This is a genomic window from Alkalihalobacterium alkalinitrilicum (genome assembly GCF_002019605.1).
GTDB lineage: Bacteria > Bacillota > Bacilli > Bacillales > Bacillaceae_F > Alkalihalobacterium > Alkalihalobacterium alkalinitrilicum.
This window is the reverse complement of record NZ_KV917368.1, coordinates 4643847-4664510: the sequence shown is the minus strand read 5'-3', so window position 1 is coordinate 4664510 and position 20664 is coordinate 4643847. Positions and strand designations below refer to the sequence as shown.

Here is a 20664-nt window from a genome sequence, read left to right as displayed (position 1 = left end):
TTTACTTAAATTCTACAACTGTATTTCCGAGTCCACCTTCATTCATGCCCCCATCTCTAGAAGACTTCACATGGCGATGTTTTTTTAAATATTCTTTAACTCCTTTACGAAGAGCCATTGTACCTTTACCATGGATAATCGACACTTGATGGTACCCAGCTAAGAGTGCATCATCTAAATATTTTTCTAACTTTAATAACGCCTCTTCATATCGCTGCCCTCTTAAATCGAGTTCTGGTTTTACATGATGGTCCGCCCCTTTGATGGTTGCTAACGGTTTGGTTTCTACTGGCTTTGGTCGATCAATATATTGAATATCGTCGATTCGTACTTTCATTTTCATAATACCCAGTTGTACTTGGTATTCTTTATCATTTACCTTTTCTACGATATGGCCTTTTTGCCCGAAACTAATAACCTTTACTTCATCGCCAGGCTTTAATTCTTGATGTTTAGTCGCCTTTTTCATCTTTTGTTGTCTTTTCTTATTTTTGAGCGAAGGCGTTGCTTCTTCTAAGCGTTTTTTTGCTTCAATGAGTTGGTGTTCTTTTATCACTTTCGCATCTTTTTGTAATATCCGTAACTCTTTTATGACTTCATCTGCTTCTTCACGGGCTTTCCTTACCGCTTCTTCTGCTTTCTTCTCTGCTTCTTCAAATACTTTGTCTTTTTCGTCTTCAAGTATCTCTAATTTCTCAATTAGTTCATTTCTCAGCTTCTCGGCTTCTTCTCTGAGCTTGATGGTTTCTTCCCATTCGGCATCAGAGGATTTTTTACTTTCTTCTAAAGAAGCAATCATATTCTCGATTTGACTATTTTCTGTATTAATTTGCGCTTTTGCTAAATCGATAATTTCTTCAGAAAGACCGAGTCTCCTTGAAATGGCAAAAGCATTACTTCGACCTGGAACGCCAATCAGTAGCCGGTACGTCGGTCGTAATGTTTCTACATCAAATTCAACACTCGCATTCATCGCACCTTCACGATTGTAAGCATAACCTTTTAGTTCACTGTAATGAGTGGTTGCCACGACTCTCGCTCCGCAACGGTAGACATGATCTAATATTGCAATTGCTAATGCCGCACCTTCTGTCGGATCGGTTCCAGCGCCTAATTCATCAAATAACACAAGACTTTCATGATCGACTTGCTTTAAAATCTCTACGATATTGACCATATGTGACGAAAACGTACTTAAGCTTTGCTCAATGGATTGTTCATCGCCTATATCGGCATATACCGATTGAAACACAGCCATTTCGGATCCTTCTTCCGCGGGGATGTGAAGACCTGATTGAGCCATGAGGGTAAGTAAACCGATCGTCTTTAATGTGACCGTCTTACCTCCCGTATTCGGACCCGTAATAATTAGTGACGAAAACGTTTTTCCAAGCTCTACATCAATCGGCACGACTTCATCATGAGGAATAAGAGGGTGTCTCGCCTTAAATAATTCAACGTGCCCGTCGATATTTAGTTTGGGCTGTACGGCTTTCAATCTATGACTATAGTGTGCTTTCGCAAATATAAAATCAACATCGCCTAATATATCAACATAGACGAGTAGTTCATCTGTATGTTCTCCGACTTGTGCCGATAGTTCTGCTAAAATCCGTTCGACTTCTTTTGTCTCTTTTGCCTTCGCTTCTCGCAACTGGTTGTTCATCGTAACGACCGCTTGCGGTTCAATAAATAACGTCGCTCCAGATGCCGATTGGTCATGAATAATTCCACCAAAGGATCCTCGATATTCTTGCTTCACAGGCACAACAAATCGATCATTTCGAATCGTAATTAACGCATCGGATAGCATCTTTTGTGTAGAAGAAGATCGAATCACATTTTCTAACTTTGATCTTATCCCTGACTCAAAGCTCCGAATTTGATGGCGTATTGTTCGTAATGCTTGACTAGCTGAATCTAACACTTCTCCATAGTCATCAATACACTGTTTGATCGCTCTTTCAAGATCAGTAAGTGGAACAATATCTCCTGCTAGCTGTTGCAGTAACGGAATTTCTACTCCATCTTCTGTTAAATCTTCTATAAAATGTTTAAAACGTCGACCCCCATAAATCGTGCTACTAATTTCAATTAACTCAGAAGGTGACAATCCTCCACCAATGCCTGCTCTTTTGACACTCGCTCGAATATCAAAAATCCCACCTAATGGAACTTGTCCTTTGAGTCGTAATACTTTCGTTCCTTCAAATGTTTCATTTTGTTTTTGTGAGATTTCCTCTAACGAAGTAGACGGTATGAGTTGCTCTACTTTATGTCTTCCTAATGAAGAGGAAACGTGCTCTACAAGCTGCTTTTTCATCTTTTCATATTCTAAAACTCGAATAACTCTTTCTTGCACGAGCAATTGCTCCTTTCTAATGCCACTTACGTTTTAAAGATGGCGGTTAATATACCGCTCAAACTCTTCTTTTGTGTACGTATTTATGACCGATTCCTTTTTAATCATTCCTTTTCTTGCAACACCTACTCCTATTTCCATAAAATCAAAATGGTCAGAATGGTGTGCATCAGTGTTGATCGACAGTTTCACTCCTGCTTCTTGTGCTTTTTTCAGCCATTCAGCAGATAAATCGAGCCTGTGAGGGTTTGCATTTAATTCTAGAGCTGTATTTGTTTCTTTGGCTAAGTCAATAAGCATTTCAATATCTACGTCATAGCCGCTTCTTCTCCCAATTAAACGTCCAGTCGGATGAGCAATTAAGTCTACATGGTTATTACGTAATGCAGCCGCCAATCGTTTCATAATAGTCTCACGGTCTTGGGAAAAGGAAGAATGTATCGAACCAATGACAAAATCGACTTGTTCTAATAATTCATCAGAAAAATCGAGGGTACTATTCGGTAAAATGTCCATTTCAATTCCCGTAAAAATTTTAAAGTCTTCGTATTGTTCATTCAGTCGTTTTATTTCTTTCATTTGTTCTTGTAACCGTTCTTCTGTTAAACCGTTAGCTACTTTTAAATATTGAGAGTGATCCGTTATCGCGATATACGAGTACCCTTTAGCGCGGGCCGCTTCAGCCATCTCTTTCAAAGAATAAGCTCCATCACTCCACGTTGTATGCATATGCAGGTCTGCCTTAATGTCCTTCATATCAATAAGATCTAACTTTCCTTTTGAAAATTCTACTTCCCCTTGATCTTCCCTTGCTTCAGGGGGAATAAAGCATAATTGAAAATGGTTGAAAAACTGTTCTTCCGTATCAAATGTTTTCACTTCCCCAGTCTCAATATTTTCAACGCCGTATTCACTTATTTTTTCGCCCCGTTCTTTCGCTAGCTGTCTCATTTTAACATTATGGTCTTTTGAACCTGTAAAATGGTGTAACGTTGTTGCAAATTCAGTTGGTTTAACAAGTCGAAAGTCAACACCTACTAAATAGTCATACTCTAACTCTACGGATACTTTAGTATTACCACTTGCAATCACATTAACTATTCGTGGGAGACTTAACAACTGCTCTTTTACTTTTTCTGGCTCGTTCGTACTAATGATAAAATCAAGATCTTTAACCGTTTCTCTCAACCGACGTAAACTCCCCGCTCTTGAAAATTGATCAATGTCTTGAAAGTTTGTCAGCTGTGCTTCAATTTCGGCTGCAATAGGCAGAACGAAGGCGATTGGAAAACGTTCAGGTCGATTTTCAACTTCAGCAATCGCTGCGAGGATTTTTTCTTCAGTTTTTTTGCCGAAACCCGCAAGAACTTGTACTTTCTTTGTTTCACATGCTTCACGCAAGCTTTCAAGATCCGTTACATTTAACTCTTGGTACAGTTTACCAATTTTTTTACCGCCAAGCCCAGGTAATTTTAATAATGGGATTAATCCCGATGGTAATTCTGCTTGGAGTTCTTCTAATAAGGAGGACGTCCCTTTTTCTTTCAACTCAAGTATTACTTCACTCGTCCCCTTACCGATGCCTTTTAATTTCGAAGGATCTTCAATTTCAACTAACGTTCGTTCATCACTTTCTAACGCTTGTGCTGCTTTACGATAAGCAGAAACCTTAAATGAGTTTTCTCCTTTAATCTCCATATATATTGCAATAAGTTCGAGTATTTTAATGACGTCTTTCTTATTCACATTCGTCTTCCTTTCTTTTAATATTTCATTTATTTTCCAAACAAGCCTTTAATTGTCGAGATTAATGAATTTATTGTCCGTTTTTCGGTTTTATTAGCCAATTTTGTGAACCATATGGCTTAAAAAAATACTATCTTTATGATCATACAAATAATAGTCTACAAAAATCAAATAAAAAACTGAGCATAGATAGCACGCCCAGTTTTATAGCTCATTATTAATCCAAATTTCTTTAATCCAACTCGATAAAAATGGAGTATAATCTAATATTAAATGTGCAAGTGTGGATTGTTGTAGATGCGTTTGAACAAATTCAATCGGTAAAAGAGCCGCCACATGTAATACAATAAAAAGAATTAAATACGCTTCCAAAAAGCAGAGCGCTCCACCAAGCCAACCGTTAATCGTTCGTAATATTGGTAAGTGAGCTACAAAGTCTAGCATGGAACCGACAATATGCAAGGCGATTTTCGTTCCAAAAAACAAAATCGCAAATGCAATTCCTGAATAATACACACTTTCAAAGTTAAACGCTTCTATGAACATTGAAAAAGCACTATCACTAGAAAATTGTGGGTACGGTACCCACAAACGAATGTAAGAAGCTAATTCCCCATAATACAAATAAGCCACAATTAACGCTACAAAAAAGCTAACAAGATGGATTAATTGAAGAATAAACCCTCTTTTTAATCCAATGAAAAAACTACTAATTAATATAACAAATATTAATATACTAAACATCTGTTTCTTCCTCTTCCTTTAATTTTGCCTCTAGTTGTTTAATTCTTTTCGTCATTTTCACATATTCATCCGTGACATTTAATGCCGTCAAAACGGATAGTCTAGTTGTATCTAGCATTGGATTAAGCTTTCTGATTTCTTTCATTTTTTGATCAACATATTTAGCTACTTCCTTAACATGAGTAGCTCCTTCTTGACTTACTATTGTATATTGCTGACCGTTTATTGTTACAGTCGTTCGAGTTCGTTCGATTTTACCTGCTTCTGACACCCCAAAGCCTCCCATCACGATCTATGGCTTCTTATTTTTCAACATGTATGTTTTAAAAATCCTAAGTTCTATCATAACATGAAGCGCTAACGTTGAAAATATTAAGACGAAGCGATTTGTCATAAAGTGAAACTTCCATCAGTGAGGGTATTACTGCTAGTAGTTGCGGGATAATGGTTCAGAACACTATATTCAAGGAATTGCTTGTTTTATAACCTTACAAATAGTGGATACTATTAACACTCCTTAGTTTTACATTTTTTTGGAATTAATAAAAGCAGACCGGACTCCTCTTAAGGAATCCGTCTGCTTTTATTTACGTTTATGAACGTAACTCTGCTCCAATTTCAACTTTTAACTGATCGAGAACCTTTTGATGAACTTGACTAACTTCTTCGTCCGTTAGCGTTCGTTCTGGGTCGAAATACGTTAAAGAAAAGGCTAATGATTTTTTACCTGCTTCCAGATGTTCACCTTGATAAAGGTCAAATAGTTGAACGTTCTTCAGTAGTTGCCCGCCAGCGGTTTCAATCACTTGTTGCACACTACCCGCATGAACCGTTTCGTCAACAACAAGAGCGATATCTCGAGAAATAGACGGGAACCTTGGAATAGGTACGTATACTACGTCTTCATGTTTATAGTTTAACAACTGTTCTAAGTCGAGTTGGAACACGTACGTCTCATTTATATCTAATTCTTTTTGTAATGATGGGTGAATTTGTCCAATAAATCCTACTTCGTTTCCTTCCAACTTAACAGCCGCCGTGCGTCCTGGATGTAACCCTGGCTTTTTCACTTGTTCAAATGTAATCGCCTTAGTTAATCCAAGCTCTGAAAGAAGGGATTCAACGACCCCTTTTGCTACGAAGAAGTCCACAACTTTCTTTTCACCTTGCCATAAATGACTATGTGCTACTCCTGTTAATGCACCTGCGACCATTTCTTTTTCTGTTGGTTGCTTTGTGACTTCTTTTTCTTCTGATAAAAAGATCGAACCAACTTCATAGACCGCCACATTACTTACTTTTCGATTTAAGTTATAACTAACCACATCTAACAAGTGAGGAATAAGGCTCGTTCTTAACGTGCTTCGGTCTTCACTCATTGGCATTGAAAGTTTTACAGATGTTAAATGCTCATTTTCTTTATTTAAGCCTGTCGCTTTACGAGGTGTTGTTAAAGAATACGTAATGGCTTGATAAAGGCCTGCTGTTTCTAGTGCGTGACGTACCTTTCTACGATCTGCTTGATAGTCCGTTAAATGGCCTGCTGTTGTTAGCCCCAGTGGTAAGGTTGTAGGGATATGATCATACCCGTACAATCTAGCTACTTCTTCAACTAAGTCTTCTGAAATCGAAATATCGTTTCGTCTTGTTGGTGCCGTTACAACAAACTCCTCTGCATTTTGTACATAAGGAAATTGTAAACGGGCAAAGAGTTTAGCGATATCTTCTGCTGTTAAGTCCGTACCTAGAAGACGGTTTACGCCTTCTGTCGATACAGTTACTTCTCGTTCTTTAATATCTAAAGTATCGACCTCAACAAAACCATCTAACACTTCTCCACCTGCTAGTTCAGCAATTAATTGTGCGGCACGTTCACCAGCTTCACGAACTCGCTTAGGATCTACACCTTTTTCATAACGCATACTCGCTTCACTACGCAGCCCTAAATCTCGAGACGCCTTTCGAACAGTTTGTCCATTAAAATATGCTGCTTCTAAAAGGATCGTCGTTGTATCTTCTTGAACTTCTGAAAATGCGCCCCCCATCACGCCAGCAATTGCGGTTGCGTCCGTTCCATTTGTAATGACTAAGTGATCTGCGCTGAGCTTTCGTGTTTCATCATCAAGCGTAATAATTTCTTCACCATCACGAGCACGACGCACGAGGACTTCCTTTGAACCAAAGCGATCGTAATCGAATGCATGTAACGGTTGACCATATTCAATAAGAACATAGTTCGTTACATCTACTACATTACTAATCGGGCGAATGCCCGCTGCTATTAATCGGTTTTGAAGCCATAAAGGTGATGGTCCGATTTTTACATTTTTAATAACCTTTGCACCGTAATACGGATTTTCTTCTGACGCTTCGACATGAACGGAAACGTAATCTGCCGCTTTTTCACTACTTGTACTTTCCGCAATTGTTGGGTGTTTTACGTCACGACCTAATAATGCAGCCATTTCATAGGCTACTCCAAGCATACTTAAGCAATCGGAGCGATTTGGCGTTAAATCTAATTCTAAGACTTCATCTGTTAAATTCAATGCTTCAAGCGCATCTTGACCAGCTTCCACTTCTTCTGGAAAATTATAAATGCCTTCTGCAAACTCTTTAGGAATTAACTTACCTTCAATTCCTAACTCTTGAAGAGAACAAATCATTCCTTGGGACAATTCCCCACGAAGCTTCGCTTTTTTAATTTTAAAGTTTCCTGGTAATACAGCACCTACAGTTGCAACCGCTACTTTTTGCCCTGCGCCGACATTCGCTGCACCACAAACAATTTGTAAATGTTCTTCTGCACCAACATCGACTTTACACACTCGTAATTTATCCGCATTTGGATGCTGTGTACATTCCAAAACATGGCCGACGACGACACCACTCATTCCTTTTTTTAGTGAATGAATGATATCGACTTCAATTCCACCTTTAGTTAACCTGTCTGCAATTTCAGCTGGTGTTAAATCCGCTACATCTATATAATCTTGAAGCCATTTATAAGAAACTAACATATTCTTTCCTCCCTCTTACACTCGTTTAAATTGTTCTAAGAATCGTAAGTCATTTGTATAAAAATGACGAATATCATCAATACCGTACTTTAACATTGCGAGACGTTCAACACCCATACCGAAAGCAAAGCCACTATATTTCTTTGGATCGAATCCACCCATTTCAAGAACGCGTGGATGTACCATACCAGCGCCAAGCACTTCAATCCAACCTGTTTGTTTACAAACTCTACAACCTTTTCCACCACAAATTCCACACGAAACATCCACTTCAACAGAAGGCTCTGTAAACGGGAAGAAACTTGGACGAAGACGAATCGTACGTTCTTCACCAAAATATCTCTTAGCAAACGTAGCAAGAACACCCTTTAAATCACTCATGCGGACATTTTCGTCTATGTAAAGCCCTTCGATTTGCATAAACTGATGCGAGTGAGTGGCGTCATCATCATCTCGTCTGAATACTTTTCCTGGACAAATGATTTTCACAGGGCCTTGTCCTTGATATTCTTCCATCGTACGGGCTTGAACTGGTGACGTATGTGTACGTAATAACAAATCATTAGTAATATAAAAAGAATCCTGCATATCACGTGCTGGGTGATCTTTCGGTAAGTTGAGTGCTTCAAAGTTATAATAATCTGTTTCAACTTCTGGACCTTCAGCCACCTCAAAGCCCATTCCGATAAAAACATCTTCGACATGCTCAACAACCGCTGTTAATGGATGACGAGCTCCTTTTGCGACTGGTCTGCCTGGAAGTGTCACATCGATACTTTCCTCAGCTAATTTACGCTCTACTTCTTGTGCTTCTAGATGTGACTCTTTTTCTTCTAATTTTTCAGTAATAGCGGCACGAACATCATTGGCCATTTGCCCTATAAGTGGTCGTTCTTCTGCTGATAGTTGCCCCATCCCTCTTAACACTTCCGTAATTGGACCTTTCTTTCCTAAATAAGCGACACGAATATCTTGTAATGCTTTTAACGTATCAGCTTGCGCCACTTTTTCAAGCGCTTCTGTTTTCAGACCTTCTAATCGATCTTTCATTAGATTTTTCCTCCTTTTTATATACAACTAAAATGTACCTAGATTATTGGGAAAAAACGATTGTCTAACAAAGATGGTACACTTTGAAAGAACTTTGTATTGTAAAAAAAATAGAGCCATCGCCCCAAATTAAGGGACGATGGCTCGTGGTACCACCCTTATTAGCAATAGAATCCACTATCACTCACTTCATTAGGTAACGGCTTTCACCGATACACTTTAATAAGATTAATCATGAATAATCTTATGTTCCAGTGCTAGCTCAAGAGTGAATTCACCTGTATCAACCATAGAAATGCTTTCAGTCTAAGACATTTCCTCCCTAAATGGTGATGGACAGCTTACTACTCTCCTTCATCGCTTTTAACAATATCGAGTTATGTAATATCAAACTTATTAAAGTATAGAAAAAAATAACACACAGCGCAAGTGGAATTATTGATTTCTCAATCCATATATTAAGATAGCTGTTGCAATCGCGACATTTAATGATTCAGCCTTACCGTAAATGGGAACATACAAGTTCAAGTCCGTTTGTTTTAATAGCTCTTTTGAAACCCCTTCACCTTCATTACCAACAATGAGTGCATAAGATGATGTTGTCTCTACTTCGTTATAATCTCGTCCATTCTCAAGCGCCGTCCCATAAACTGGGATTTCAAGTGTTTTCATGTTAGTAACCCACTCATTTAAGTTACCTCTTATTATCGGAAGATGGAAAAGCGAACCTTGTGTTGAACGAATGACTTTGCCATTATATAGATCCACTGAACCATCACCTAACACGACCCCATCCATTCCTGCAGCATCGGCAGTACGGATAATCGTGCCAACATTACCTGGGTCTTGAACGGCATCGAGAAATAGATATTTTCCTTTTTTAGGAGCTAAAAGATGCTCAAACTGTTGACAGATAGCGATGACACCTTGTGGAGTTCGAGTTTCACTTAGCTCTACCATCACGCGGTCCGTCACATAAGTAATCGGAACTTGCCAATCCGACCAACTTTTTGGCACATCATATTCTTCGGATATAATTAGTTCTTCTGGCACAATCCCCGATGTACGTGCTTCTTCTATTAAATGAGTTCCTTCAAGTATAAATTGCTTTTCTGCGTCTCGTCCTTTTTTTGTATGTAGTTTTTTCCACTGTTTCACTTTCGGGTTTTTCACCGATTCAATTCGATTCATGGTAGACTCCTCACCCTTTTTCTTTACCTTTCAATTTTAGACAATCTTTTCTAATTATACCCACCAAATTATACATAAACCTCAAAAAATTTCACAAACTAAGAAAGAAAGAATAAATATCCACCAAATGAAGGAGTGCTAAGCGATGAGCTTTAATTTACGTGGGGCAATACTAGCGAATGTTCAAGGAAGTAGCGAAGATCAAGTCGAAGCAACAATAGCTGATGCGATGTCTAGTGGTGAAGAAAAAATGTTACCTGGACTCGGTGTACTATTCGAAGTGTATTGGAAAAATGCAAGTGAAGATCAGAAGCAACAGATGGTATCTCAAATTACAAATGGTCTTCAAAGATAATCCGGCGAATTCGCCGGATTTTTTTTTAAGACGAGTATGAAAATCAACTTCCTATGAAATTTATTTGATTATTCTCCTGCTTTAACCCGAAACCGTACTAGCCCATTATAAAAGATCAACTTTCGTTGATTGTATGCTAATTAGCGTCACCACTGTCTATCATACAATCCCCGTATTTGTCATATAACGGAAGCATTGTCCGTTCCTGGTTTGACCACCACTCTAACACGGTCAATTAGCAGTTAATCGAACGTAATTTCTTTCACTGTATCCGAGTCTAACTTCTTAATCACTTCTACAATTAATTTTACTGCATTCTCGAAGTCATCACGGTGTAATATGGCAGCGTGTGTGTGGATGTATCGTGTTGCGATTGTAATGGAAAGTGATGGTACACCATTTGCAGTTAAGTGAATCGCGCCTGAATCTGTTCCTCCACCAGCTACATAATCAAATTGATATGGAATATTATTTTCTTCTGCAGTTGAAGTTACAAAGTCTCTTAAGCCTTTATGAGAAACCATTGATGCGTCGTACATGATAATTTGTGGACCTTCACCCATTTTAGCAAGTGCATCTTTTTCGCTAACACCAGGTGTATCACCTGCAATACCAACATCTACACCAAAACCAATATCTGGTTGGATCAAGTGAGCTGATGTTCTCGCACCACGTAACCCAACTTCTTCTTGAACGGTTCCTACACCATAGACTGTATTCGGATGCTCTACATCTTTTAATTGTTTTAATACTTCAATTGCGATCGCACAACCAATACGGTTATCCCATGCTTTCGCCATTAAGTATTTTTCATTTTTCATAACAGTGAAATCACAAACTGGAACAACAGCATCTCCTGGTCGTACACCAAACTCCATCGCCTCTTCTTTGCTTGTTGCACCAATATCAATAAACATGTCTTTCTTATCTACTGGCTTTTTACGTACTTCTGGCGATAAAATATGTGGTGGTTTCGAACCAATAACACCAGGTACATATCCGTTTTTCGTCATAATCGTGACACGTTGAGCGAGCATGACTTGCTCCCACCAGCCACCAACAGTTTGGAAACGTAGGTATCCTTTATCTTCAATACTCGTGACCATAAAGCCAATTTCATCTAAATGACCTGCAACCATAATTTTAGGTCCTTCTTGTGACCCTGTTTTCTTTGCAATTAAGCTTCCTAAATTATCTGTGTAAACTTCTGTTGCATAAGGCTCGATAAAACGCTTCATAACTTCGCGAGGCTCTTTTTCATTTCCAGGAATTCCGTTAGCATCTGTTAACTCTTTTAACATTTGTAACGTTGGATCTAAATTTGCCATATGTAATTGTCCTCCCTATTATGTATTCCACTCTAGTATATACGAAAAGTGTTTCGATACTCAAACGATCACTGTGAAGAGATGCTGTTTAGTATCCTTCATCTTGTCGTTGATGATTCACTTCATTTTTATCATAATATGCCTGCTCAATTTCTTGATGTGTAAACCCTAAATTTTTTCCGAGAAATAAATACAGATCAAATAAACCCGTGAAACTTTCGTACGTTTTTTGTTCATGTAATTTTGTAATCAAATCATAAACTCTCTGAAAAGTTTGAACCAAAGAACCTTCAAAATGTATCGTTTGAATTTCTACATTTTCAAACTTCAAAACAATCCCTAATGATAGGATAAAATGAAGCCCATCTACATATTCTTCTAATATAATGTGACGATCTGCTGGTGGTTTATTACTCCAATACTTAAAGCACCTCGTTTCATTAGCTAATTCCCCTAGTTCCACTTCAAGTGCAAGAATTTGTTCCGCCAATAGATCTTGTCCTTCCAGTCGGTGTTCACTTATAATTCTGTCGTTTAATTGCCGTTGCATATCAAATAGTTTTTCTACTTTCAATGTAGTCCTCTCCTTTTATCACTTTCATTCTTTTTAGTTGTAGTATAAGATAAAATTAACGTTCTGCTTAACTCATTTTTCTTTATGTTAAAGTGAACAGATCGCGGTTACACAAGCAAAAGTAAAATGGATACAAATATTATAGCAAATGTGCAACCTTTTTTCGTTTAATTCGTATGTAAGGTTAAGGATGTTTCAGACCACGATAAAGGAGGAATTATAATGGTCTTATTGTTTCGTTTATTAATCATTATTGCTTTTATTTTAATTATATATAGTGCGATTAAATACATTACGAACCCGAAGCGGAAATTTGAACTTGCTCATGAAAAAAAGCAATTTCATTTCCATGACGAGAAACAAAATGTACGGAAAAATGTTCTTGTTACGTATAAAGGCGTCCTATTTGAAGGTGAGAAATATTTAGGAACGACAGATAAAGCGTTTGAAGTTATTTCTGTACAAGTTCGGGTAAAAAATCCAGAGTTATTGCAAGGCTTAGATCGGGAAGACTTTAACGTTATCGAAAAAGAAATACTCATTCATTATCCGAGTGCCCAAATTGAATGGAAAAGTCCAGTCAAAGAATTTCTTAGTAACCAATAACGTACACCAACACTGTGAAAAACTAAAAAAGGGAGAATAGTTACTCATAGTACTATTCTCCCTTTTATGATTTTGCGGTAAAGAAATCACTCCACTTATACGTAACTTCTTTCTTCCCGATAAATGTAAATGCAATAAATAAAAGACCAACTAACGTTAAACTTAAAACAAGTGGTAACTCATGAATCATATGTCCGAATGCGGTAAATACAAACGCAGGAGGAATACAAGCATAGAAAGAGTACTTCGTATATTCTCTTACATTTTTTGAGATTTCAAGTAAATATAAAGAAATTAAATGAAAATGAATAAAGGGCATTAAGCGGATAATCATCATCTGTACTAGACTCATTCTATGATAGGACCCAAAGTATTTTTTCTTTAAATAGAAAAGCTTTGTCGTTACTTTCGGGAACTTTTTGGCAATGATATAAAATGCTAAACTCGTAAAAATTAAACCTACTAATGAATAGATCGTGCCATAAAATACACCAAATAAATAACCACCTAATAGACAAACAAGAATAACAGGAATAAAGAAAATTTGCCTTAATACATGCAGTAAGATAAAAAATAAAGGGGCTAACCATCCACTTTCCTCAATAACAAACTGAATGGAATCTAACGACTGTTCCACTGTCTTCCCCCTTCCAATGGCAATTACCTTATTTTATTCTATGAAAACATATATCGAGGTAGGATTCAATTCTTTAATATTATTAAATTAGGAAAATAATAGAAGCAACTTGAACTAGTATAATGACAGGTATACCTACCCTAAATTTTGGCTTTTTTGTTTTATGACGAAATTGCATCATACCGAAATATATTCCAAGCGACCCACCAATGAAAGCCAAAAATAAAAGTGTCCGTTCTGGAATTCTTTGTTTTCTATGAATAGCCCACCGTTTGTCCAACCACATGAGCAGTAATCCGATAAGGCTTACAACAATAAAATATGAAACAATATACAACATGGTTCTCACCTTTTAACCGATTTTTTGAAGTAGAATGAAAAAAATAGAAAACTGGATTAGCTTAAGGATTATAAAAGAATAAAATACATCTATTTGAAAAAATATTAGAATCTCATTTATATAGTAGCAAATAGCGTAATAGTGGAAATAATGGAACCTAAACTCTGTTTTAGGTGCAGTCACTTCCTATTGTTGGGAGAATTATCATCTATACTGAGTTTTAGATGCAACCGCAACCTTATTATGGTAATTTTTCAACCTAAAAATTGTTTTAGATGCATTTTATTTCTATTGTTGGAAAAAATTTAATCTAAACTTTGCTTTAGATGCAATTGTTCCCTTTTATTGGCAATAATCTAGCCTGAACTCAGTTACAGTTACACCCATATTTAGCAAATACATCATAAAAGCTACCGTTATACCAACGTACCAGAACGCATCTATTGTACTTTTTTACCGCTAAAATGAAAAAAAGGGACTAGTAAAAATACCAGTTCCCTTTTATTGTTCGTGTATTATAATTATGCGTTTAAACTTGCTTTTGCTTTCGCAGCTAATTCTGCAAATGCTTTCTCATCGTTTACCGCTAAGTCAGCAAGCATTTTACGGTTAACATTGATCTCAGCAACTTTTAAACCGTGCATTAAACGGCTGTAAGATAATCCGTTCATACGAGCAGCCGCGTTAATACGTGTGATCCATAATTTACGGAAATCACGCTTCTTTTGACGACGATCACGGTAAGCGTATAAGAATGATTTCATTACCTGTACTTGTGCTGATTTAAATAAACGGTGTTTGGAACCGTGATAACCTTTTGCTAACTTTAATACCTTTTTACGACGACGACGAGCTACATATCCGCCTTTTACTCTTGGCATTGTAGTTCCCTCCTTGTTTCTTTAGCTTTTGCAATTATTTTTTGTATGTTAACATTTCTCTAATACGTTTGAAGTCACCAGAATGAACCATTCCTGCTTTACGAAGCTTACGTTTTTGCTTTTGTGACTTGTTACCGAATAAGTGGCTTGTAAACGCGTGTGAACGCTTCAACTTACCTGATCCAGTCTTTTTAAAACGCTTAGCAGCGCCTCTATGAGTTTTCATTTTAGGCATTGTTAATTCCTCCCTTAATCGTTCTTAGTTGGCGTACTATTACTTTTCACTTTTTGGAGCAAGTACTAAGAACATGCTTCGGCCTTCCATCTTCGGCTTTGCCTCAACAATCGCAATGTCCTCACACTCAGTTGCTAACCGTTCTAAAACTCTACGGCCAATTTCAGAGTGAGTAATCGCACGGCCACGGAAACGGATAGCAGCTTTTACTTTGTCACCTTTTTCAAGGAACTTTCTCGCATTACGAAGTTTCGTATTAAAGTCATTATCTTCAATCGTTGGACTGAGACGTACTTCTTTAATATTAATCACTTTTTGATTTTTACGAGCTTCTTTATCTTTCTTCTGCTGCTCATACTTAAACTTACCAAAATCCATGATACGGCACACCGGTGGTTTTGCGTTCGGCGCAACCATAACTAAATCAAGATTAGCCTTTTGTGCCATTTCTAAAGCTTCTTGTTTCGACTTAACTCCAATTTGATCGCCATTTGGACCGATGAGACGTACTTCACGGGCGCGAATGGCCTCATTGATCAACATGTCCTTACTAATAATGAGCCACCTCCAAGTGATTTTAAAACGGACAAAGCATTCATGCGCTTAACTCTCAAAAGACTTCATTTTTAAAGGTATGTCTATGTTGGTATACCTTATGATCTTTGAAGCCTTGACTGAATGTACAGCATTCTGTTCAATAAAAAAAAGTGTGAACGCATACTACGCCCACACTGATCCTTTTAAAAGTAAAAATCGTAAACCTGTTAACAGCACTGGCGTCAATCAGGTGAGAAGCGGGCGCTCCTGCTTTTATATGTCCTTTATTAAATTACTTTCCTACTTTATCACAGCTTTTCCTGTATGTCAAACGCATATTACAGTAATTAGCTAACAAAATTAATAAATTGTTCAGCAGGTAATGGTTTACTGTAATAATATCCTTGCATGACATCGCACTGTTCATTTTTTAAGAAGTTAAGTGCATCTTCTGTCTCTACACCTTCAGCGACAACTTCAAGTTTTAAATTTTTCGCTAAATTGATTATCGTAGAAACAATCGCTCGGTCTTTTTCATTACTCATTAAATCTCGAATGAAGGATTGATCTATTTTTAACGTTGTAATCGGAAACGACTTTAAATAACCTAAAGAAGAGTAACCTGTTCCAAAATCGTCTATCGAAATTCGGATATTATGCTTTCTTAACTTTTCAAGTGTCAGTGTTGTTTCAGCTGTATTTTCCAATAAACTACTTTCATTAATTTCTAACTCGATTAAATCACCGTCAATATTTGCATGACTTAGAATTTGAAGAACATTTTCTGAAAAATCACGTCGTTTAAAATGACTTGTCGCGATATTCACCGACATTTTAACGTTGTTGATCCCTAAACTCTTCCATTCATTTATATGCTTGCAAGCTCTATTCAAAACCCACTCACCAATCGGAATAATCAAGCCCGTCTCTTCAGCAACAGGGATAAATTCTGCAGGTGATATTAACCCTTTAGTAGGATGAAGCCAACGAATAAGCGCTTCGACCCCAATCATTTGATTAGAAAAGAGATCCATTTGCGGTTGGAAGTATAATACAAATTCCTCTCTCTCTAAAGCCTTGCGAATATCACTTTCAATTTCAATCTTCTTAATCAAATCTTCATTCATTTGTGGAGTGTAGAGTTGGCAAGAATTACGTCCTTCATCCTTCGCTTTTAACAAGGCCAAATCTGCTTGTTTCAGTAATTCTTCCTCAGCTTCTATCGATTGTGAGGGATCATAAAGACCCACTCCTACACTTAATGTCAAATAAAAATCTACGTCTTTATATGCAAATGGTTGGGATAATGCTGTATAAAGTCGTGAAATCACCCTATTTACATCGATCTCTCGAAATCCTTTGATCATTAAGACAAATTCATCTCCACCTAGATGATATAACTTCACTTCTCCTACTAAATCAAATAAGGAAATTTTTGAAATTCTTTTTCCTACTTCAATAATTACTACATCGCCAACTAAATGACCTGCAGTATCATTAATATGTTTAAAGCGGTCCAAATCAATTAGGATAATACCTAAGTTGGCTTCGGTCTTATTTACATGTTCCATTTCACGCTTTAAATCTTCAATTAACCTTACACGGTTTGGAAGGTCTGTAATATGATTATGATAAGCCATATGCATAATTTTCAATTCAGACTGCTTCAATTCCGTTAAATCACTGGCAGAACCCACTACAGATTCAATGTTTCCACTTATTAAGACTGGGGATAACGTAATATGAAAATACCTTTTACGTTCAACAATTTCAAATGATATGTTTTCACCTGTTTGAAAAACTTGTGCAATATAATTGACCATCGTTTCACTAGTTTCTGCTGAAAATACATCTCCTGGAGCTTTGTTTATTATGTCATTTTTTCGGTCCCATACTTCCGCTAATTGACCGTCAAATAGTGTAATAACATATTTCCCCTTTATTTCTTCTACTTTAAAAACAAGATTATGAAGTTCCCTTACAATATGTTTAAAGTCGGTTTTCATCTGTTCGCGAAGCTCTTGTTCGTATTCTTTCCCCATTGTTATATCTGTTCTAGCTGAAATAAATTTATACGGCTTCCCATTATCATCGATAAAAGGGAAAATTACAGTTTTTACCCAATAATGACTCCCATCTTTTCTCCGGTTTTTTATTTCACCTTCCCATACAACACCACTCATAATCGTTTCCCATAAATTTTTATAAAATGCTTTATCATGATAGCCAGACTTTAAAACGTTATGTTTTTTTCCTATTAGTTCTTCTCTTGAATACTGTGAGATTTTACAAAAAGTATCGTTAACATCTACGATAAATCCTTCCCCATCAGTAACAGCCAAGATAGAAGAATTGTTAAGCACTGATATATAGTCTTGCAACTGTTGTAAGCCTTCCTTTTCATTTTGACAAAGTTCAAATTTCTTCATATTCTGCTTCACTTCATCAAAAATGGTGAGTAAACCTTGCCCTCTTACGTCCTTATTACTCACACCAAATCCCCCTCATATCCATCTCGCGATATAATTTTTCAGTCCATTTGAATTATTCGCTTGTCTTACAATAATACTTTACAGCTAATGTAGTACTATAGTTCTAACTATTTCTCTAAGTTCTGTTCATAGTTCTGTACTTATTTTAATGGATATGACGTGTTTTTAACAGTATTATTCTATTGTAATTACGGAAACTTCATTATTGCATAAAAATTGACAATGAATGTCTACATTTCTAAGATCATACTAATTACCTATTACCACCTATACTTGAGAAACTGTACTTCTCAAGGAAAACGAAAATTTTGGTAGGGTGATTAGCTCTAGCGTTTTTTTCTAAATACCTTAGCGAACTCGTTCCAGCAAGCTGGAACATCGAGGTATCAGATGGAGTTTCGACTCCACCTGATTAAAACTTCCCACCTACGATACGCTAAGAGGTGGGGTCTTTACCCTAAGAACTTAACCAAGATAAACTTTTTAATAAAAAAAGACTCACTTAAAGTCCTTTCACTCTAATACAGCAAGGGCGAACTATTCCAAGTTGAAATATTCGCTACTAGCCATTTTAAGTGTATGACAGTAAGTAAGTCTTTTTCATTTACCTGTTATTTTCCACGTTGTTCTACAATTTCTTTGATTTGGTTTACGAAACCTACAAGCGGTATTGATGTTGACTTTTGCTCACCGTATTTTCGTACATTTACAGCTTCACCTTCAATTTCTTGATCACCAAGGACAAGCATATAAGGTATCTTTTGCATTTGTGCTTCACGGATTTTATATCCAATTTTTTCATCCCGTTCGTCAATCTCTACTCGAATGCCATCTGCCTGTAACGTTTCAGCTACGCGTTTCGCATAGTCGAGGTGAACGTCAGGAGAGACTGGAATCACTTGAACTTGAACAGGTGCAATCCACGTTGGGAAAGCTCCTTTATATTCTTCAATTAAGAAGGCAACGAAACGTTCCATTGTTGATACTACACCACGGTGGATAACCACTGGACGATGAGGCTTTCCATCTTCCCCTACATAGGTTAAATCAAATCGCTCTGGTAATAAGAAGTCAAGTTGAACCGTCGATAATGTTTCATCTTTTCCTAACGCTGTACGCACTTGGACATCCAACTTCGGCCCGTAAAACGCTGCTTCACCTTCAGCTTCAAAGTATTCCACACCTAAATCATCCATCGCTTCTTTTAACATACTTTGCGCTTTATTCCACATTTGATCATCGTCAAAGTATTTCTCTTTATCTTCAGGATCACGATATGATAATCGGAACGAATAATCATTTAAACCAAAGTCTTTATACACTTCTTGAATGAGACGAACTACACGGATGAACTCATCTTTAATCTGGTCTGGTCGACAGAAAATATGAGCATCATTTAACGTCATACCTCGTACCCTTTGTAATCCTGTAACCGCACCACTCATTTCATAACGATGCATCGTCCCAAGTTCAGCAATACGAATTGGTAACTTTCGATAGCTATGAATATCATGCTTGTACACCATCATATGATGAGGGCAGTTCATTGGACGAAGGACGAGTTCTTCATTATCCATTTCCATCACTGGAAACATACTATCGCGATAATGATCCCAGTGTCCCGATGTTTTATATAATTCAGAACTACCCAAAACTGGTGTATAAACGTGATCATACCCTAAGCGAACTTCTTTATCGACGATGTATCTTTCAATTAAACGACGAATCGTTGCTCCTTTTGGAAGCCAAAGAGGTAAACCTTGTCCTACTTTTTGTGAGTTCGTAAATAAACTAAGTTCTTTTCCTAGCTTACGATGGTCACGTTCTTTCGCTTCCTCTAATAAACGTAAATGCTCATCAAGGTCTGCTTTCTTAAAGAAAGCTGTTCCGTAAATACGTTGAAGCATTTTATTTTTACTATCTCCACGCCAATACGCACCAGCAATACTTAATAATTTAAACTCTTTGATTTTTCCAGTAGATGGAACATGCACGCCACGACAAAGGTCAAAAAATTCACCTTGTTCATAGATTGTAACCTTTTCTTCAGCTGGGATGGCTTCAATGAGTTCTAGTTTAAGTTGATCATCAATTTCTTTATAGCGAGCGACCGCTTCATCGCGACTAACTTCAACACGGTTAATGTCGATGTTTTCATTGATAATTTTCTTCATTTCTTTTTCAATTTTCGGTAGATCTTCAGCTGTTATTGGCGTTTCACTGTCAATATCGTAGTAAAACCCATTTTCAATTACTGGGCCAACTCCAAGCTTCACGTCTCCGAAAAGTCGCTTAACGGCTTGTGCTAATAAATGCGCGGTACTGTGTCGCATAATTTCTAAAGCATCTCCTGAGTCTTGAGTAACAATTTCAATTACTCCATCTGTCTTAAGGGGTGTACGTAGATCGACTAATTCGCCATTAAATTTACCCGCAATTGATTTTTTCTTAAGTCCTGGGCTAATTGATGCTGCAATATCTTCTGTCGACGTTCCATCTGGAAACTCCTTTACAGCACCATCTGGAAATGTAATTTGCAATACATCTGACATACTCTCACTCCTAT

At 37.2% G+C, this 20664-nt stretch carries 18 protein-coding genes and 2 other annotated features; of the genes, 2 read left to right on the top strand and 16 right to left on the bottom strand.

Annotation, left to right across the window (positions count from 1 at the left end; translation table 11 throughout):
- Position 1 precedes the first annotated feature (1 nt).
- The 7 genes from BK574_RS22555 to BK574_RS22525 all read right to left on the bottom strand — a co-directional run bounded on the left by BK574_RS22555 (position 2) and on the right by BK574_RS22525 (position 10113).
- On the bottom strand, positions 2-2362 hold the full coding sequence (locus BK574_RS22555; RefSeq protein WP_078430167.1) for an endonuclease MutS2: 2361 nt from the start codon (positions 2360-2362) through the stop codon (positions 2-4).
- A gap of 33 nt (positions 2363-2395) precedes the next feature.
- Positions 2396-4108, bottom strand: a complete 1713-nt coding sequence (polX, locus tag BK574_RS22550) for a DNA polymerase/3'-5' exonuclease PolX (RefSeq protein WP_078430166.1) — start codon at positions 4106-4108, stop codon at positions 2396-2398.
- 204 nt (positions 4109-4312) lie between these two features.
- Positions 4313-4852, bottom strand: coding sequence for a CvpA family protein (locus tag BK574_RS22545; protein WP_078430165.1), 540 nt, complete (start codon positions 4850-4852; stop codon positions 4313-4315).
- The gene (gene zapA / locus BK574_RS22540) at positions 4845-5123 is read right to left on the bottom strand and encodes a cell division protein ZapA (RefSeq protein ID WP_078430164.1); all 279 of its coding nucleotides are present in this window, start codon (positions 5121-5123) and stop codon (positions 4845-4847) included. The genes BK574_RS22545 and zapA overlap by 8 nt, the downstream gene beginning before the upstream one ends.
- A gap of 322 nt (positions 5124-5445) precedes the next feature.
- Positions 5446-7872, bottom strand: coding sequence for a phenylalanine--tRNA ligase subunit beta (gene pheT, locus BK574_RS22535; protein WP_078430163.1), 2427 nt, complete (start codon positions 7870-7872; stop codon positions 5446-5448).
- A 15-nt stretch (positions 7873-7887) separates the two neighbouring features.
- Complete coding sequence (pheS, locus tag BK574_RS22530; protein ID WP_078430162.1) at positions 7888-8922, bottom strand: phenylalanine--tRNA ligase subunit alpha; 1035 nt, start codon at positions 8920-8922, stop codon at positions 7888-7890.
- Between the two features lie 129 nt (positions 8923-9051).
- Positions 9052-9289, bottom strand: a binding site (T-box leader).
- A 68-nt stretch (positions 9290-9357) separates the two neighbouring features.
- Entirely contained in the window at positions 9358-10113 is a 756-nt protein-coding gene (locus BK574_RS22525; RefSeq protein ID WP_078430161.1) for a TrmH family RNA methyltransferase, read from the bottom strand.
- Positions 10114-10258: 145 nt separating this feature from the next.
- On the opposite strand from BK574_RS22525, the gene sspI reads away from it, so the two are divergent.
- On the top strand, positions 10259-10468 hold the full coding sequence (sspI, locus tag BK574_RS22520; RefSeq protein WP_078430160.1) for a small acid-soluble spore protein SspI: 210 nt from the start codon (positions 10259-10261) through the stop codon (positions 10466-10468).
- Positions 10469-10710: 242 nt separating this feature from the next.
- On the opposite strand, the gene BK574_RS22515 is transcribed toward sspI, so the two are convergent.
- A complete protein-coding gene (locus tag BK574_RS22515) occupies positions 10711-11796 on the bottom strand; it encodes a M42 family metallopeptidase (protein WP_078430159.1) in 1086 nt (361 codons plus the stop codon).
- Between the two features lie 88 nt (positions 11797-11884).
- Positions 11885-12370 (bottom strand): dUTP diphosphatase, encoded by a 486-nt coding sequence (locus BK574_RS22510; protein ID WP_078430158.1) that lies wholly within the window; start codon positions 12368-12370, stop codon positions 11885-11887.
- A gap of 222 nt (positions 12371-12592) precedes the next feature.
- On the opposite strand from BK574_RS22510, the gene BK574_RS22505 reads away from it, so the two are divergent.
- Positions 12593-12976 (top strand): sigma-w pathway protein ysdB, encoded by a 384-nt coding sequence (locus BK574_RS22505; RefSeq protein WP_078430157.1) that lies wholly within the window; start codon positions 12593-12595, stop codon positions 12974-12976.
- A gap of 64 nt (positions 12977-13040) precedes the next feature.
- Here the strand turns inward: BK574_RS22505 and BK574_RS22500 are convergent, their stop codons facing one another.
- The 7 genes from BK574_RS22500 to thrS all read right to left on the bottom strand — a co-directional run bounded on the left by BK574_RS22500 (position 13041) and on the right by thrS (position 20650).
- Positions 13041-13613, bottom strand: coding sequence for a TVP38/TMEM64 family protein (locus tag BK574_RS22500; protein ID WP_078430156.1), 573 nt, complete (start codon positions 13611-13613; stop codon positions 13041-13043).
- Positions 13614-13695: 82 nt separating this feature from the next.
- Positions 13696-13953, bottom strand: coding sequence for a DUF1294 domain-containing protein (locus tag BK574_RS22495; RefSeq protein WP_078430155.1), 258 nt, complete (start codon positions 13951-13953; stop codon positions 13696-13698).
- 521 nt (positions 13954-14474) lie between these two features.
- Entirely contained in the window at positions 14475-14834 is a 360-nt protein-coding gene (gene rplT / locus BK574_RS22490; protein WP_075388318.1) for a 50S ribosomal protein L20, read from the bottom strand.
- A gap of 34 nt (positions 14835-14868) precedes the next feature.
- Positions 14869-15069, bottom strand: coding sequence for a 50S ribosomal protein L35 (gene rpmI, locus BK574_RS22485; RefSeq protein ID WP_034627113.1), 201 nt, complete (start codon positions 15067-15069; stop codon positions 14869-14871).
- Positions 15070-15108: 39 nt separating this feature from the next.
- Positions 15109-15612 (bottom strand): translation initiation factor IF-3, encoded by a 504-nt coding sequence (gene infC / locus BK574_RS22480; protein WP_078430154.1) that lies wholly within the window; start codon positions 15610-15612, stop codon positions 15109-15111.
- A gap of 152 nt (positions 15613-15764) precedes the next feature.
- Positions 15765-15885: a sequence feature (ribosomal protein L20 leader region), on the bottom strand.
- A 68-nt stretch (positions 15886-15953) separates the two neighbouring features.
- Positions 15954-18098 (bottom strand): sensor domain-containing protein, encoded by a 2145-nt coding sequence (locus tag BK574_RS22475; protein ID WP_078430153.1) that lies wholly within the window; start codon positions 18096-18098, stop codon positions 15954-15956.
- 611 nt (positions 18099-18709) lie between these two features.
- On the bottom strand, positions 18710-20650 hold the full coding sequence (thrS, locus tag BK574_RS22470) for a threonine--tRNA ligase (protein ID WP_078430152.1): 1941 nt from the start codon (positions 20648-20650) through the stop codon (positions 18710-18712).
- Between the last annotated feature and the right edge of the window lie 14 nt (positions 20651-20664).